We start from the raw sequence: 14,924 nt of genomic DNA, 5'->3' as shown, positions 1-14,924 counted from the left end.
CGGCGAGGTGGTGCGCTACCGGATGAGAGCCGGACCTGGGCTGGTGGTTGCTCCGAGCAGTATCAGCCAGGAGCGGGATCAGGCCAGGTTGCGCAGGTTATCGTCGCCGACCACCGCGGCCGAGCGGGCCAGGGCCGGGGCAGCAACTCCGGGGGGAACAGTGGATCGGGGGTCATGACACGGCTGAACTCCGCGGCGAGTTCCACGGCCAGGGTGAGCCGCTCGGCCCCGGACAGGTCCGCTCCGCGGGCCAGTCGGTCGGCGCAGGTCTCGGCAAAGGCGGCGAAATGTTCGTGCCTGGCGGCGATCTCGTCCAAGGGCCGGATGGTGGCGGCCAGTCGGCGAGGGTCGTCGATGTCTCCGATGCGCAGCTCGGTACTGGTGAAGAAGGTGACGACGCCGAGCACGTCGAGATGGCGGGCCTGGGCCTCGACCAGATCGGCAATGGGGTTGGCGGCGACGTACAGGCCGCCGATGCCGGATCCGCGATGCGCCGCAGCCACGCAGATGCCGTCCATCACCAGTTCGCCCTCGGCGGGCTTCCGGGCGAACAGGGCGAGGAGGGCGAGCCTGGGCAGTCCGCGCAGGGGGCCGTAGCAGGACAGTACGTCCCGCGCCGAGCCGCCGAGCAGGGCACGGCCCGCGAGGTCGTAGCCGGCGATGCCGATGACGCGGCCCATGCCGTCGAGCACGGTGCCACACGGCCGCCGCACCCACACCACGAGAAGGCACCCGGCGTGTTTCCTTCCACGCAGGCGTGAGGCAGGCACCACAGCAGGTCAGGTCGGCACGTGTGCCGTGGTGGGGCCATGTGCGGTGAGCCGTCCGGCTTCCAGGACGTGCACGGTGTCGGTGTAGGCGGCGACCAGGTGTGTCTCGTGGCTGACGAGGGCGATGGCCATGTTGTGTTCGGTGCGCAGACGTTGCAGGAGTTCCATGATGGCGATGGCGGTGTCGGGATCGAGCGCGGAGGTGATCTCGTCGCAGAGCAGGAAGTCCGGGTCGACGGTGAGCGCGCGGGCGATGGAGACGCGCTGGCGCTGCCCGCCGGAGAGTTCGTGCGGGTAGCGGTGGACGAAGTCGGCAGGCAGGCCGACCTGGTCGAGCAGTTCGGTGATCCGGTCTGCGGTCCGGGCCTTGGTCAGCCGGGTGTGGCGGCGCAGGGGCCTGGCCAGGGTCGCGCCTATGGTGCGGGACGGGTTGAGCGCGGCGAGCGGGTTCTGCGGGACCAGTTGGATGCGCCGATGGTGTTCGCGACGGCGCTTGCGGGCTGCATGGGCCAGCGGGTGCCCGTCAAGGACGAGAGATCCGGCGTCGGGCCGCTGCAGTCCGGCGAGGACGCGCAGCAGGGTGGTCTTGCCGGATCCGGAGGGTCCGATGATTGCGGTCGCCGAGCCGGAGGGTGCGATGAAGTCGACCTTGTCGAGTGCCGGTTGTGCGGTGCCCCGGCCGCGGAAGGTCACGCTGACGGATTGCGCTGTGATCCCGTCCGCGCCGGTGTCCGCGGATTCCGCCTTCTGTGGCAGGCGCGGTGTGCGCTGTCGGGGCAGGAGTGGGTGTGCGGTGGTGAGCTGTACGACGTGGTCGGCGCAGGCGTCGACGAGTTGGGGGTCATGGCAGGCCATGACGATGGCCAGGCCGCGCGAGGTGGCCAGGTGGCGCAGCAGACCGGCGATGTCGTCGCGCAGGGCTTCGTCGAGTCCCGCGGTCGGTTCGTCGAGGAGCAGCAGGTCGGGGGTGCGGGCGAGGGCGCGGGCGAGGGCTACGCGGCGCTGCTGGCCGCCGGAGATCGCGGTGGGTCTGCGGTCGGGGAATCCGTCGTCCGTGGGCAGCTTGCATTCGCGCAGCAGGTCCAGCACGGCCTGTTCGCTCGCAGTGGGGGCAGTTTCCGCGACGAGGTGACGGATCTTCATCCGGGGGTTGAGCGCTGAGCCGGGGTCCTGGCCGACATAGGCGACCTGGGTGCGGCGCATGGTGCGCAGTGCCGTCGCATCAAGGCCGGGGACGTGGTGGCCCAGGACGTCGAACGCGGTGCAGTGGGTGGTGGCTCGAGTGGGCAGGTGGCCGATCAGGGTGCGCAGCAAGGTGGTCTTGCCGGATCCGGAGGCTCCGGTCAGGGCGGTGATCTCACCGGCCCGGACGGTCAGGCTGGTGGGCTGGAGCAGAACGGGTCCGTCGGGGATCCGGATGCTGAGGTCGGTCACCGTCACCACTGTCGCGGATGCGCTGTCCTTGCCGACCGACGCAGGTTCGGGGGTCTCGCTGATGGTGGGCGAGGGCGGGGGGTTGTTCACGGGGTGGTCACCGCCTTGCGTGCGGAGCGGGGAGCGAGGGAGGTGGCGGCCAGGTTGACGCTGATGGCGAGGGCGGCGATGGCCAGGCTGGGGGCTGCGACCGCCCATGGGTTGAGGAGGATGCCCGAGGAGTTCTCCCGGATCATCAAGGCCCAGTCCGCGGCAGGTGGCTGGGGGCCGATCTGCAGGAACCCGGCCATGGAGATGACGTAGACGGCTTCGACGAAGCGCAGGCCGAACAGCGCGAGGATGGTGGAGCGCAGGTTCGGCAGGAGTTCGCGGGTGGCGGTGCAGGTAAGGGATTCCCCGCCGGCGAGGGCTGCTTCGACGTACCCGGCACCGGCGAGGGGAGCTGCTGCGCCGGCGACGATCCGGACGGCGTAGGGGGTGCCCAGGACGATGGCGGCGCTGATGACGGCCCATCGTCCGCCGCCGGGCCAGGCCAGTGCGATGAGCATGATGCCGAGGATCGGCGGGAGCAGGATGAAGACGTCGGCGGTGCGTTCCACGGCCCTCCCCACGACCGGGTGCAGGACGGCGAAGCAGCCCGCCAGCGCGGCGAGCGCGGTGACGACGGCGGCGACCAGGAGGGCGCTGCCGATCAGGGCGGTCCCGCCATGAAGAAGCCTGCTGAGGACGTCGCGGCCGAGCTGGTCCCCACCCAGTGGTGCACCGTCGCCGGCGGTGGCGAAGGGAGCGGTGACCGGTTTGTCGATGGGGTGCGCGGCAAGGAACGGGCCGGTGAGGGCGAGCAGGACCATCAGGACGCCCGGGACCAGACGGCGGATCACTCGTCCGCGGCCCGCGCAGGCCCTCGGCGCACGGGCTGTGGTGAGGGCGGTGCTCATGCGTGACTCCCCAGAACTCGGGCGCGGACGAGGTCGGCGGCCAGCAGGACCAGGCTGATGGCAGCACCGGCGCAGAGGACAACTCCGGCGATGAGCGGGGTGTCGCGGGTGGATACGGCGCTGGCGAGCACGCTACCGATCCCGGGGTAGTTGAAGAGTGTTTCCACGACCACGGTGCCGCCCAGGAGCATGCCGGTGGAGGTGGCGAGGCCGGTGGCGATGGCCGGAGCGGCGCCGGGCAGGGCGTGGCGCCAGATGACGCGGCGCACCGACAGGCCGTCCAGGTGGGCGGCCTCGACATGCGGTGTGCTCGCCTGGTCGGCGAGAGCGCCGCGCACGATGGTGGTGTTCCATCCGGTCTGCGGGATGACCAGGGCGAGGACCGGCATGATCAGCATGGTCCACGTGGTCGGCCTGCCGTCGGCCCCGGCCACGGTCACTGCGGGCAGCCAGCCGGTCCACAACGAGAGCAACATCAGCAGGCCGACGGAGACGACGAATTCGGGGATGGCGAATGCCGAGGTCGAGGCATGGCCGATGACACGGTCGGTGAGCCGACCGGGTCGGGCGGCGGCCCAGCACCCCAGGGCCAGAGACGCCGCCGTCGTCAGGACGAAGGCGAGGGTCGCGAGCAGCAGCGTGTTCGGAAACGGGTCGGCCAGCATCTGCGTGACCTTCTCGCCACGTGCACTGACGCCCAGGTCCCCGGTGAACAGCCCCGTCATCCAGTGCCAGAAGCGTTCCCACAACGGCCGGTCAAGTCCCAGCAGGTGGCGGCGGGCTGCGATGTCGGCGGCGCTCTCGCCGCGTTCGGAGGTCGCGGTGGCGGCGTCTCCGGGAAGCAGCTCGACGGCGGCGAACACCAGGGCGAGCAGGATGGCCAGCATGAGGACCCGCCGTCCCACGGCCGCGGCGAAGCGGCCGAGGAGCGGAATCGGCAACGGGCGGCGTCGCGCGGTGGCCGCCCCTGTGCCGACAGGAGCTGCCACCGCGCTGTCCTTGGGCGCGTGGCTCAACTCAGCCACACGTTCTCCAGCTGGACGCGGCCGTAGCCGGGCAGCTTCGGCAGGTCCTGGACCTTCGCAGCGGCCAGGTCGACACCGTCGGCCATGCCCCACAGCAGGTAGCCGGAGCGGTCGTACTCGATCTGCTGCAGTTCATGCAGGGCCTTGGCCCGCGCCTGTTCGTCCGTCGTGCCGATGACCTTGCGGTAGGTGGCGTCGAACTCCTTGTCGTCGAAGCCTGATTCGTTCTGGCCGGCGCCGCTGAGCAGGGTCTTGGACGCGAAGAACAGCACCGAGTCGTTGGTGCCCCAGTAGTTCGTGTAGAGGTCGCCTTTGAGCCAGGTCTTCTCGTAGAACGTTCCCGACTCCTGCTTGACCACCTTGATCTTGATCCCTGCCTCACGCGCCTGCGAGGCGAACAGGGTCGCGGACTCGGCGATGCCGGAGACGTCTTCGGTGGTGTACAGCTCGTAGGTCCTGGACAGGTCGAACTTGGCGTCGGTGAGGAGCTGCTTGGCCTTGGCCAGGTCGCGCTTGCGCTGCGGGATGTCCTTGGCGTAGTCGGGGTCGCCGGTCCCCATGATGTCGTTGGCGACGTTTCCGTATCCGGAGAGGGCCTGCTTGACCATTGCCTCGCGGTCCACGACCAGGCGCATGGCTTCCCGCACCCGCGGGTCGGCGAACGGGCCGTCGGCGGTGCGCATGACGATGGGCATCGACATGTCGTCGGGGCGGCGGACGACCTGGATGTCCTTGCGGGACTCCGCGGTGCGCGCGGCGATGGGGCCGGCGTTGGAGGCGACGTCGATCTGCCCGGCGAACAGGGCGTTGGCCATGGCCTGCGGCGTCTCGAACATGGTCACCTCGATCGCGTCGAGGTAGACGGTGCCCCCGAACCATGTGTCGTTGCGCACCAGACGGGCATTGCCGTTGCGGTACCAGTCCAGCTTGAACGGGCCGGTGCCCGGCGCCTTCGCCACTGCCTTGTCCGGAGTGTTCTTCTTCATGATGAACGTGGCAAATCGCGTCATGAGGGGGAAGTCGGCGTTGGCGTACTCGGAGACAACCACCACAGTGTCGGCACCGTCGGCCGTGATGCTGTCGGCGTTCTTCACTCCGGGCAGGCGGGCTGCTCCGGCCGGTGTGTTGCGCAGCCGGCGCAGTGACCAGACCACGTCGTCGGCGGTGACCGGGGTGCCGTCATGGAAGACAGCGCCCTTGGCCACCTTGAAGCGCCACGTCTTCAGGTCCGCCGAGGGCTCCCACGAGGCGAGCCGGGGCACGGTGTTGGACTTGGCACCCGGAACGGCGAGCGTGTCGAAGGTGAGCGCGAGGATCAGGTAGTCGCTCTCATTGGCCTGCGTGCCGTGCGGGTCACGGGTGATGGCGCCGGCCCGGCCGAGCGCGCCGATGCGCAGGGTGCCGCCCTTTCGGGGCTTGCCGCCCTTGCCGGTGGAGTCGGCCGCGGTGTCACCACTGCCCGAGGAGCACGCCGCCAGCAGCACGGCAGCCCCTATCGCACCGCCGGCCAACAGCACCTGACGCCTGTTGATGTCCACGTACGTCCTCGCTCCATGTTCCAGACAATCCAAAAATACCTTAGGTTTGCCTACCCTAATGGCAATAATCTCCGCAAGAGAGAGCGGGGTGACTCGCACGCGAACTCGTGCGCCCGCCCATCGGCCGATCCCGTCTCGGCGGGTTCCAGCCCGGAAGCCGTGCAACCCGCAGTGGCGGGCCAATTCGCTCTCATTGACTGCCAGTTGGCAACTGCCGCCCGCTGCGCACCGGCAGCACCCCTGCCATCCCCGCACGGGACGGATCTTCCTGAAAGGAGCATGTCGGCTGTTCCTGTCCAACGGCGGCTCCGCAGGCGGCGCGGTCCACGAGACGCCGACCTGCCCGCCGTCGCTGCCACCCGGGACGACTATGGTCGCCCTGATCAATGACGACGGGGAGAAGCCCATGGACACGGTGTTCAACGACGACTGGAGGCAGGTCCGCGGCCCCCTCGACCCCGACGCGGAACGGGGAATCGGCGAACTCCTCACCAAGCTCCGCAGAAACCGGTAACCCGATGCTCACCACCCTCCTCCGCGACAGCCGGGCCCTCGCCACCCTCGCCGTCCCGCTGATCCTTACCCAGCTCGCCCAGGTCGCCCTGACCACGACGGACACCGTCATGATGGGCTTCCTCGGCACGCAGGAACTGGCAGCCGGCGGCCTGGCCATCGTCATCTTCAACCAGCTGCGCACCATGGGCGTCGGTCTGGTCACCTCCGTCGGCAACCAGATCGCCGCCGCCGGAGCCCGCGCCGAACAAGCCGGCCAGGACGGGCAGGGACAAGGCCGCGAGGAGGTGCGGGGCATCGTCCGCGCCAGCATGGCGCTGGCCACCCTCGCGGGCATCGCCGGCGCCGTCCTCATGATCCTGATCGGTCAGGCACTGCCCTGGCTCGGACAGGACGCCGCAGTCGCCCACCGCGCGCAGACCATGATCTTCGCGCTCGCCCCCGGCCTGCTGCCCTGTCTCTGGTTCCAGGTGATCCGCCAGTTCACCGTCGGCATGCGGCGTCCCCAGGCCCTGCTGCAGATCACCATCGCCTCGGTCGCGGTCAACGCCGGTCTCAACTGGATTCTCGTCCACGGCACCTGGGGCCTGCCCCGCATGGGTCTGACCGGCGTCGGCCTCGCCACCTCCAGCGTCTACCTGCTGACCTTCGTTGCCCTCTACCTGTCGGCGAAGAGGGACACCACCCTCGCCCCGCTGCTGTCCCTGGACCTCATGAAGGCGGATCCCGCCATCCTGAAGCGGCTGCTGCGCCTGGGAATCCCGATCGCCGCCACCTACGGATCCGAAGCAGGCTTCTTCTCCCTCACCGCGCTGATGGCCGGATCCTTCGGGCCCGCCGCACTGGCCGCGCACACCGCCGTCAACCAACTGGTCTACATCGTCTTCCAAGTCGCCGTCGGCCTCTCCCACGCCGCATCCATCAACGTCAGTCGCGAACTGGCACTGGGGCGATACGACGATGCCCGACGTATCAAGAACACCGCGCTCGCCTGCGCCGGCGCCGTCATGACCGTCGTCGGCGTCCTCTACCTCGCCCTGCCCCAGCTCGTCCTGGCCCCCTTCCTGGAGTCCGGCTCGGACAAGGCACTCACCATCGCCGGCCACCTGCTGACCGTGACCGCGTTCCTGCAGTTCTTCGACTGCGCCCAGAACATCGGCGTCGGCCTGCTGCGCGGACTCGACGACACCAAGAGCGGCTTCCGTATCACCCTCATCGGCTACTGGGCCGTCGGCCTGCCCGCAGCATGGCTCCTCGCCTACGCCCTGGACCTCGAAGCCGTAGGCCTCTGGCTCGGTCTGCTCACCGGCCTCGCCACCACGGCCATCCTGCTCCTGCGCCGCTACTCCGCCTCCCTCACCGCACGAGCCGACAACCGGACATCCGTCACGGCCGCCTGAACCGGACCGACACCTACCGCACGGCGCACAGGACACAAGGAGGACGGAGGCGGGTGGCCGAACGCCCGCAGCCGTGGACCAGGACGTTCAGGGACCGCGCACCCATGCTCGGCCAGAAGAGCGCGGGTCTCTCCGATGGCGCGGCTGATGGTGGAGCGGTCGACAGCGAACAGCAGCCCCGGCACCGAGTGCGGGAGGTCGTGCCGCAGATGAGTCGACGTGGCCACCATCCGGTCGGTGAGGACCAGCCGATGCCGGGCACCGGCGAACACAGGTGCGCTCACGGCGGGTTTCGACAGGAGCCAGGCCAACGCGATCTGCGCCGCGGGCCGGCCATGTCCCGCGGCAACCGTGCGCAGGGTGTCCACGATGTCGAAGTCGGCGTCGGCGTACCTCGTGTCGGCGAGCGGGTCATTGCCGGAACGCGCCGTGCTCCCTCGGCCGCCGCGCTCGCGGGTGCCGGTGAGCAGTCCGCGTGCCAGCGGGCTGTACGCGAGGACTCCCACACCCTGGTCCAGCCGGCCGACTGGTGGGTCATCTACCGTCATCTGCGCTGCCTCGGACGCGAATGGGCGGCATACCAGGACCTGATGGCACGCTGAGTACCGGGCACGCCGCTCGACTGTCAGGCCGATTCGGAGGCGTCTCGGTCGGGGCCCAGCTGGGAAAAAAATAGCCTTGAGTCTCCAGTGACTGGAGACAGCAGAGTGGGGGACATGGACGTTACGACCCTCTACTCGATCGGGGAGCTCTCCCGGCGAACGGGCCTGCCCCTGAGGACCACCCGGTTCTACTCCGATTCGGGGGTGGTAGCACCGACCACCCGAAGTCCCGCCGGCTACCGGCTCTACGACGTCGACGCACTGCTTCGCCTGGGTGGGACGAGGCGTCCGATGCCGATGTCTGACCAACGACCTGGGCACCCTCGCAACGGCACTCCATACCCGGATCGCCGACGAGCTGAAGGCTTCCCCGTGTCCCGCGCCGTGGCGGCCTGCCGTCGGAATCACGCCCACGCCCAGTGACGCCGAGCTGATCACGCTGGCGGTCATGTCGGCGCTGCTCGGACACACCTCCGAGCGGCGCCGGCTACATCGCGTCGGACGGGACTTCGGAGAACCTGGTGCTGGGCGTACCAATGGTCAGCAACCAGTCACGGCTCGGGAACCGTGCAGGCCACGGTCACCTTGGACGCATCGCAGCGCGCAAACCGGGGGAAGCGAACCGCTGTACCACCGCGCAAGGCTCGGAGCACACTTCTTGTCGCACCCGTGAGTCCGACAGGTCGGGGCCGACGTGCGGCGCGTCCACGACACCTCCGCGCGATCACCGGCCTCGTCCTGTCCACGAGCGTTCGGCACGCTGTGCCGACCATCGCTACACGAAGTGACGGACGGGGGCTGGTCCAGTCGGTTGGGGTGCCCACCGGCGTCCGCGTCATCAAGGCCCCATCAAAGCCGGACGGAAACGAAGACGGGAGCGTCCGTCCCGGTTACACCTGAGGTGGAGGTGGGGCTCATGCTTCTGTACCTCACCAGGGGCCAGGTGGCGGTCGGGGCCGCCCTCGCGTTGCCGCCGGCCGTGTGCGCGGTGCTGGTGCCCTTCCGGGCCGACATGTCCGACACCAACACGGTCCTGGTACTCGTCGTCGCCGTGGTTGCCGTGGCCGCCCTGGGACATCGCCTGGCCGGTGTGCTCACGGCCCTGTCCGCAGCGGTGTGGTCCGACTTCCTCCTCACCCGCCCCTACCGACAGGTCACCGTCATCAAGCCCGTCGACGTCATCACCGCCCTGCTGCTCGTCGTCGTCGGCATCGCCGTCTCCCGGCTGGCGGCCCGCGCCCGGGAACTGAAGATGATCGCCCTCACCGACGACGACTACCTGGCGCAGATCCACCACACCGCCCGGCTGGCCGAGACCAGCACCAGCCCGCACACCGTGATCGACCATGTGTGTCGGCAGCTCGTGGGACTGCTCAGGCTGAGTGGCTGCCGCTTCGAATACGGCACCCTCGTAGGACGCCCGCCCCGTCTGGAGGAGGACGGCACCATCGCCTGGGGCGACCGGTGCTGGGCTGCGGACCGCGACGGCCTGCCCCGCGAGGAACTGGAACTGCGGGTCTTCCACAATGGACGCTTCCACGGCCGGTTCATGCTTCAGCCCACGCGCGGAGCGGCGCCCCCACTCGCCGCGCGTCTGGTCGCGGTGACCCTGGCCAACCAGGTCGGGGCGGAGCTCGACGCGGTCGGCCGCGCCCACGCTTGACGGCACGGGCCCGTCGGCCGAGCCGATGCCCCTGCCGCCGACCGCGAGGGGCAACCCCGAGAAGCGCTCCCGATCTGTCACCGACTCGCGATTGCGACAAGAAGCAGCGTGACCGAGAGCAGCACGACGAGGGCGCCTCCGGCGATGAACGCGCGTTCAGGACCCGAGTGGTCCCAGCCGTGGACAACGACGTCTCGCGGGTCGGCCGGATCGTAGGAGACAAGTACGTCGTCACCGTGATCGAACGGGTGTCGCCGGGTGGCGGGAACGGGAGAGACGACTTCCATCACCCTGTCGTCCTCCGTCACGAACTGCAGGAGCGGGTGCAGTGGGGCCGAATCCTCATGAGCCGCTCGCGGGCGCCGCTTGACCAGTGCCCGGACAGGCACGCCGGTCTCTCTCACTCGCCGTGTCCGGTGCAGGCCATGTGCCCCCACAAGGACGGCGAGCATGCCGCCGAACGCGGTGATCCCCGCGAGTACGGCCACGGCCCCCACGTCCACGTCACACCCCCTCGCCGGTGTATGTCCTCGCCTCGGCCGCCCTCACCTCGGCACCCCCGCATTCTGGTCACGTCAGCCTGGCCAGATCGTGGTTGAGTTCGACGACATTGACGCGTTCCTGACCCAGAAATCCGAGAACACGTCCCTGGACGTGTCGGGCGACCAGTGTCCTGACCTCGGTGGGGGCGAGGTGGCGGGCCTTCGCGACGCGGTCCACCTGCTCATAGGCGTACGCCGGGGAGATCGCCGGATCGAGTCCTGAGCCGCTGGCGGTGACGGCGTCCGCGGGGACGGACGCGGGCCGGACCCCGTCGAAGGCGGCGACGGCTGCGCGGCGGTCCTTGACGGTCCTGATCAGGTCGGTGTTGTTCGGGCCCAGATTGGAGGCACCGGAGATCGTGGGGTCGTAGCCGCCGGCGGACGGGCGGGGCTGGAACCACTTGGGGTCGGGGCGCAGCGCCTCCTTCTCGTCCCGGGGATTCTTCTTCGGCAGGGAGAAGTTCTGGCCGATCAGGCTGGAGGCCACCGGCGTGCCGTTCGTCGTCAGCAGGGAGCCGTTGGCCCGGTGGGAGAGACCGGACTGGGAGATGCCGGTGACGAGCAGCGGATACGCGATGCCGGTGATCACGGTGAAGGCCAGCAGCATCCTCAGGGCGGTCAGATGGTGCTGGAGTACGGGGGGAAGGTGGGTGCGCACCCTGGGATCGCCTTCTTCTCTCGTCGGGCCGTGTGTCAGCGCAGGCCGGGGATGAACTGAATGAAGAGATCGAGCAGCTTGATGCCCACGAAGGGCAGTACCAGCCCGCCGAGCCCGTACATCCAGATGTTGCGGCTGAGCAGTGTCGCCGCGGAGGACGGCCGGTAGCGCACGCCGCGCAGCGCCAGCGGGATCAGAGCGATGATGATCAGTGCGTTGAAAACGATCGCGGAGGCGATCGCCGAGGTCGAGCTGTGCAGTCGCATGATGTTGAGCTTGTCCAGGCCCGGGTAGACCATCGCGAACATCGCGGGGATGATCGCGAAGTACTTCGCGACGTCGTTGGCGATCGAGAAGGTGGTCAGGGCTCCGCGGGTGATGAGGAGCTGTTTGCCGATCTCGACGATCTCGATCAGCTTGGTGGGATTGGAGTCCAGGTCCACCATGTTCCCGGCCTCCTTGGCGGCCGAGGTGCCGGTGTTCATGGCCACGCCGACATCCGCCTGGGCGAGCGCCGGCGCGTCGTTGGTGCCGTCGCCGGTCATCGCGACGAGCTTGCCGCCCGCCTGCTCCCGCTTGATGAGGGCCATCTTGTCCTCGGGCGTCGCCTCGGCCAGGAAGTCGTCCACCCCTGCCTCCTGGGCGATGGCGCGCGCGGTCAGCGGGTTGTCCCCGGTGATCATGACCGTCTTGATGCCCATCCGGCGCAGCTCGTCGAACCGCTCCCGCATGCCCTCCTTGACGACGTCCTTGAGGTGGATGACACCGAGGACGCGGGCGCTGTGCGCGTCGCCGTGCCGGGTCACTTCGCCGACGACCAGCGGGGTGCCGCCGCTCGCGGAGATGCCGTCGACGATGCCGCCGACCTCTGCCGTGGGGTGGCCGCCGTTGTCACGGACCCAGCGCATCACCGCCGTCGCCGCTCCCTTGCGCAACGACAGGTTCTCCTGAGGATCGTCGAGGTCGACACCGCTCATCCGGCTCTGAGCGGTGAAGGGTACGAACCGTGCCTGGGCCAGCTCTCCTTCACTGCGGCCTCGTAGCTCGTACTGCCGCTTGGCGAGGACGACGATCGAGCGGCCCTCGGGTGTCTCGTCGGCGATCGACGACAACTGGGAGGCATCCGCAAGGTCTTCGACACTCACCCCGTCCACCGGCAGGAACTCGGCGGCCTGGCGGTTGCCGAGCGTGATGGTGCCGGTCTTGTCGAGCAGGAGGGTATTGACGTCGCCCGCGGCCTCCACCGCGCGCCCGGACATCGCCAGCACGTTGCGCTGCACGAGCCGGTCCATGCCCGCGATGCCGATCGCCGAGAGCAGCGCACCGATCGTCGTAGGGATGAGGGCCACCACGAGGGAGACAAGGATGACGATGGTCTGCTCCGCCCCGGCGAAGATGGCGAAGGGTTGCAGGGTCGTCACCGCGATCAGGAAGATGATCGTGAGGGATGCCAGCAGGATGTTGAGCGCGATCTCGTTCGGCGTCTTCTGCCTCGCGGCCCCCTCCACGAGTGCGATCATCCGGTCGATGAAGGTCTCCCCCGGCTTCGAGGTGATCTTCACGACGATCCGGTCCGAGAGCACTTTGGTACCGCCCGTGACCGCCGACCGGTCACCGCCCGACTCGCGGATCACCGGCGCCGACTCGCCCGTGATGGCCGATTCGTCGACGCTCGCGATGCCCTCGACCACGTCTCCGTCGCCGGGGATGGTCTGCCCGGCCTCGACGACGACGTGATCGCCCAGGCGGAGAGCGACGCCCGAAACCTCCTGCTCAGCGGCGTCGGTCGCGCCCGGCCGCCAGCCGGTGAGACGGCGGGCCGTCGTCGTCGTCCTGGCCCGGCGGAGAGTCTCCGCCTGGGCCTTGCCGCGTCCCTCGGCCACTGCTTCGGCGAGGTTGGCAAAGACGGATGTCAGCCACAGCCACGCCGTGATCACCCAGGCGAAGACGCTGGGCGCCCTGATGGCCGACAGCGTGGTCAGCACCGCCCCGACCTCCACCACGAACATGACAGGGTTGTGGACCATCACGCGCGGATCCAGCTTGCGCAGGGCGCCGGGGAAGGACGTCAGAAGCTGCCTGGGATCGAGCAGTCCGCCCGAGACCCGGTGCTGCTGACGCCCGGCGCCCGGCGGGCCGGGAACGGGAGTGGCGGTCGTGGACATCAGTGCAGGCCTTCCGCAAGGGGTCCGAGCGCGAGCGCGGGGAAGTAGGTCAGACCGACAACGATGAGGATCACTGCGGTCAACAGCCCGACGAACTGCGGCCGGTGAGTGGGCAGGGTGCCTGCGGTGACCGGAACGGGTTGTTGCTCCGCGAGCGAGCCGGCGAGCGCCAGGACGAACACCATCGGCAGGAACCGGCCGACGAGCATGACCACACCCAGTGTCGTGTTGTACCAGACGGTGTTCGCGCTCAGCCCTGCGAACGCCGAGCCGTTGTTGTTCGCAGCCGACGCGAAGGCGTACAGGACCTCGGAGAAACCGTGCGGACCGGAATTGAGCATGGCCGCCCTCTCCCCCGGGAGCGCCATGGCCAGCCCCGCACCCACCAGTGCGACTGCGGGTGTGGTCAGGATGTAGAGGGAGGCGAATTTCATCTCCCGGCCCCGAAGCTTCTTGCCCAGGTACTCGGGCGTACGGCCGACCATGAGTCCGGCGACGAAGACGGCGACGATCGCCAGGACCAGGATCCCGTAGAGCCCGGATCCGGTACCACCGGGCGCAATTTCCCCCAGCATCATGTTGAAGATCGTCATTCCGCCGCCGCCCGGCGTGTACGAGTCGTGGGAGGAGTTGGCCGCTCCGCACGACGTGAGGGTGGTGGACACGGCGAACAGGGCCGAGGCCCAGATCCCGAGACGCGTCTCCTTGCCCTCCATCATTCCGCCGGCCGCGTGACCGGCGGTGCTGCTGACGCTGTGCAGTTCGTTGGCGGTGACGATGGCCACCGATGCGCCCCAGATCAATGCCATCACGGCGACGATGGCGTATCCCTGGCGGTTGTCGCCGACCATCGTCCCGAAGGTCCGCGGGAGCGAGAACGCGATGACCAGCATGAGGTAGATCTCGATCAGGTTGGTGAAGGCGTTGGGGTTCTCGAAGGGGTGCGCGGAGTTCGCGTTGTAGAAACCACCGCCGTTGGTGCCCAGTTCCTTGATTGCCTCCTGGGAGGCGACGGGGCCTCCGGTCAGGCCCTGGTGCCCGCCCGCGATGGTGGTGATGTCATGGATTCCGTGGAAATTCTGAACGGTACCGGCAGCCACCAGGACGATCGCGAAGACGAAAGCCAGCGGCAGCAGGACGCGAAGCACAATCCGTGTCAGGTCCACCCAGAAATTCCCGACGCGATCGGTCTTCTTCCGGTTGAAGCCCCGGATCAGCGTGGCGACGACGGCAATACCCACGGCCGCGGAGACGAAGTTCTGCACCGCGAGGCCCGCCATCTGGACCAGATGTCCCATCGCCGACTCACCGGAATACGACTGCCAGTTGGTATTGGTGACGAAGGACGCCGCGGTGTTGAACGACTGGTCCGCGGCGACCGGCTTCATTCCCAGGGACAGCAGGAGATGGTTCTGCAGGCGCAGAAATGCGTACAGGAACAGTACCGATACGGCCGAGAAGGCCAGGATGCTCCGCAGGTAGACCGACCACTTCTGGTCGGCGTCGCCGTTCACTCCGCCTGCCCGGTAGATCAGGCGTTCGGCCCGCCAATGGTGATCGGTGGTCAGGACGCGGGCGATGTAGCCGCCCAGCGGGCGAAATGAGAGACCCAGTGCGACCACCAGGGCAAGTACCTGGAGCCAGCCCGCGAGGGTGTCGTTCATCCGGGCTTTCTC

Annotated in this window: 11 protein-coding genes and 4 pseudogenes; 4 read left to right on the top strand and 11 right to left on the bottom strand. The window is 68.8% G+C overall.

The features are described from left to right. Positions 1-62 precede the first annotated feature (62 nt). The 5 genes from ACFV8T_RS24230 to ACFV8T_RS24210 form a co-directional block, all read right to left on the bottom strand. A complete protein-coding gene (locus ACFV8T_RS24230; protein WP_385330939.1) occupies positions 63-713 on the bottom strand; it encodes a PaaX family transcriptional regulator C-terminal domain-containing protein in 651 nt (216 codons plus the stop codon). 66 nt (positions 714-779) lie between these two features. Next, positions 780-2,294: an ABC transporter ATP-binding protein gene (locus ACFV8T_RS24225; protein ID WP_385330936.1), complete on the bottom strand. Its 1,515-nt coding sequence runs from the start codon at positions 2,292-2,294 to the stop codon at positions 780-782. Further along, complete coding sequence (locus ACFV8T_RS24220) at positions 2,291-3,142, bottom strand: ABC transporter permease (RefSeq protein ID WP_385330934.1); 852 nt, start codon at positions 3,140-3,142, stop codon at positions 2,291-2,293. Before ACFV8T_RS24220 ends, ACFV8T_RS24225 begins: the two co-directional genes overlap by 4 nt. Continuing rightward, complete coding sequence (locus ACFV8T_RS24215) at positions 3,139-4,029, bottom strand: ABC transporter permease (RefSeq protein ID WP_385331019.1); 891 nt, start codon at positions 4,027-4,029, stop codon at positions 3,139-3,141. The genes ACFV8T_RS24220 and ACFV8T_RS24215 overlap by 4 nt, the downstream gene beginning before the upstream one ends. 125 nt (positions 4,030-4,154) lie before the next feature. After that, positions 4,155-5,705, bottom strand: a complete 1,551-nt coding sequence (locus ACFV8T_RS24210; protein ID WP_385330931.1) for an ABC transporter substrate-binding protein — start codon at positions 5,703-5,705, stop codon at positions 4,155-4,157. A 518-nt stretch (positions 5,706-6,223) separates the two neighbouring features. Between ACFV8T_RS24210 and ACFV8T_RS24205 the strand changes: the two genes are divergently transcribed. Beyond that, positions 6,224-7,618: an MATE family efflux transporter gene (locus ACFV8T_RS24205; RefSeq protein WP_385330929.1), complete on the top strand. Its 1,395-nt coding sequence runs from the start codon at positions 6,224-6,226 to the stop codon at positions 7,616-7,618. Positions 7,619-7,683: 65 nt separating this feature from the next. On the opposite strand, the pseudogene ACFV8T_RS24200 reads toward ACFV8T_RS24205, so the two are convergent. Together ACFV8T_RS24200 and ACFV8T_RS24195 are read right to left on the bottom strand one after the other, a co-directional pair. Beyond that, positions 7,684-7,884, bottom strand: a pseudogene (locus ACFV8T_RS24200) (transposase family protein); the annotation flags it as partial. A gap of 60 nt (positions 7,885-7,944) precedes the next feature. Next, positions 7,945-8,166: pseudogene (locus ACFV8T_RS24195) on the bottom strand (hypothetical protein); the annotation flags it as partial. 168 nt (positions 8,167-8,334) lie between these two features. On the opposite strand from ACFV8T_RS24195, the pseudogene ACFV8T_RS24190 reads away from it, so the two are divergent. From ACFV8T_RS24190 to ACFV8T_RS24180, 3 genes and pseudogenes are all read left to right on the top strand, one after another. Then, positions 8,335-8,493: pseudogene (locus ACFV8T_RS24190) on the top strand (MerR family transcriptional regulator); the annotation flags it as partial. A 28-nt stretch (positions 8,494-8,521) separates the two neighbouring features. Beyond that, positions 8,522-8,731: pseudogene (locus ACFV8T_RS24185) on the top strand (IS982 family transposase); the annotation flags it as partial. Positions 8,732-9,136: 405 nt separating this feature from the next. Further along, positions 9,137-9,883, top strand: a complete 747-nt coding sequence (locus ACFV8T_RS24180) for a DUF4118 domain-containing protein (RefSeq protein WP_385330927.1) — start codon at positions 9,137-9,139, stop codon at positions 9,881-9,883. Positions 9,884-9,960: 77 nt separating this feature from the next. Here the strand turns inward: ACFV8T_RS24180 and ACFV8T_RS24175 are convergent, their stop codons facing one another. The 4 genes from ACFV8T_RS24175 to kdpA all read right to left on the bottom strand — a co-directional run bounded on the left by ACFV8T_RS24175 (position 9,961) and on the right by kdpA (position 14,912). Beyond that, positions 9,961-10,371, bottom strand: coding sequence for a DUF3592 domain-containing protein (locus tag ACFV8T_RS24175; RefSeq protein WP_385331016.1), 411 nt, complete (start codon positions 10,369-10,371; stop codon positions 9,961-9,963). An 82-nt stretch (positions 10,372-10,453) separates the two neighbouring features. Further along, positions 10,454-11,083, bottom strand: a complete 630-nt coding sequence (kdpC, locus tag ACFV8T_RS24170) for a potassium-transporting ATPase subunit KdpC (RefSeq protein ID WP_385330924.1) — start codon at positions 11,081-11,083, stop codon at positions 10,454-10,456. A gap of 35 nt (positions 11,084-11,118) precedes the next feature. After that, positions 11,119-13,248, bottom strand: a complete 2,130-nt coding sequence (gene kdpB, locus ACFV8T_RS24165; RefSeq protein WP_385330922.1) for a potassium-transporting ATPase subunit KdpB — start codon at positions 13,246-13,248, stop codon at positions 11,119-11,121. Continuing rightward, on the bottom strand, positions 13,248-14,912 hold the full coding sequence (gene kdpA, locus ACFV8T_RS24160) for a potassium-transporting ATPase subunit KdpA (protein WP_385330919.1): 1,665 nt from the start codon (positions 14,910-14,912) through the stop codon (positions 13,248-13,250). Before kdpA ends, kdpB begins: the two co-directional genes overlap by 1 nt. Between the last annotated feature and the right edge of the window lie 12 nt (positions 14,913-14,924).

Source organism: Streptomyces sp. NPDC059832, from assembly GCF_042731715.1.
In the GTDB taxonomy this organism is placed as follows: domain Bacteria; phylum Actinomycetota; class Actinomycetes; order Streptomycetales; family Streptomycetaceae; genus Streptomyces.
The sequence above is the reverse complement of the archived record's forward strand: the minus strand, read 5'-3'. Positions and strand labels throughout refer to the sequence as shown.

Coding starts and splice junctions, on each gene's coding strand:
- ACFV8T_RS24220 (WP_385330934.1), bottom strand. CDS start 3,142: ATGAGCACCGCCCTCACCACAGCCCGTGCGCCGAGGGCCTGCGCGGGC.
- ACFV8T_RS24215 (WP_385331019.1), bottom strand. CDS start 4,029: ATGCTGGCCATCCTGCTCGCCCTGGTGTTCGCCGCCGTCGAGCTGCTT.
- ACFV8T_RS24205 (WP_385330929.1), top strand. CDS start 6,224: ATGCTCACCACCCTCCTCCGCGACAGCCGGGCCCTCGCCACCCTCGCC.
- ACFV8T_RS24180 (WP_385330927.1), top strand. CDS start 9,137: ATGCTTCTGTACCTCACCAGGGGCCAGGTGGCGGTCGGGGCCGCCCTC.
- kdpB (WP_385330922.1), bottom strand. CDS start 13,248: ATGTCCACGACCGCCACTCCCGTTCCCGGCCCGCCGGGCGCCGGGCGT.
- kdpA (WP_385330919.1), bottom strand. CDS start 14,912: ATGAACGACACCCTCGCGGGCTGGCTCCAGGTACTTGCCCTGGTGGTC.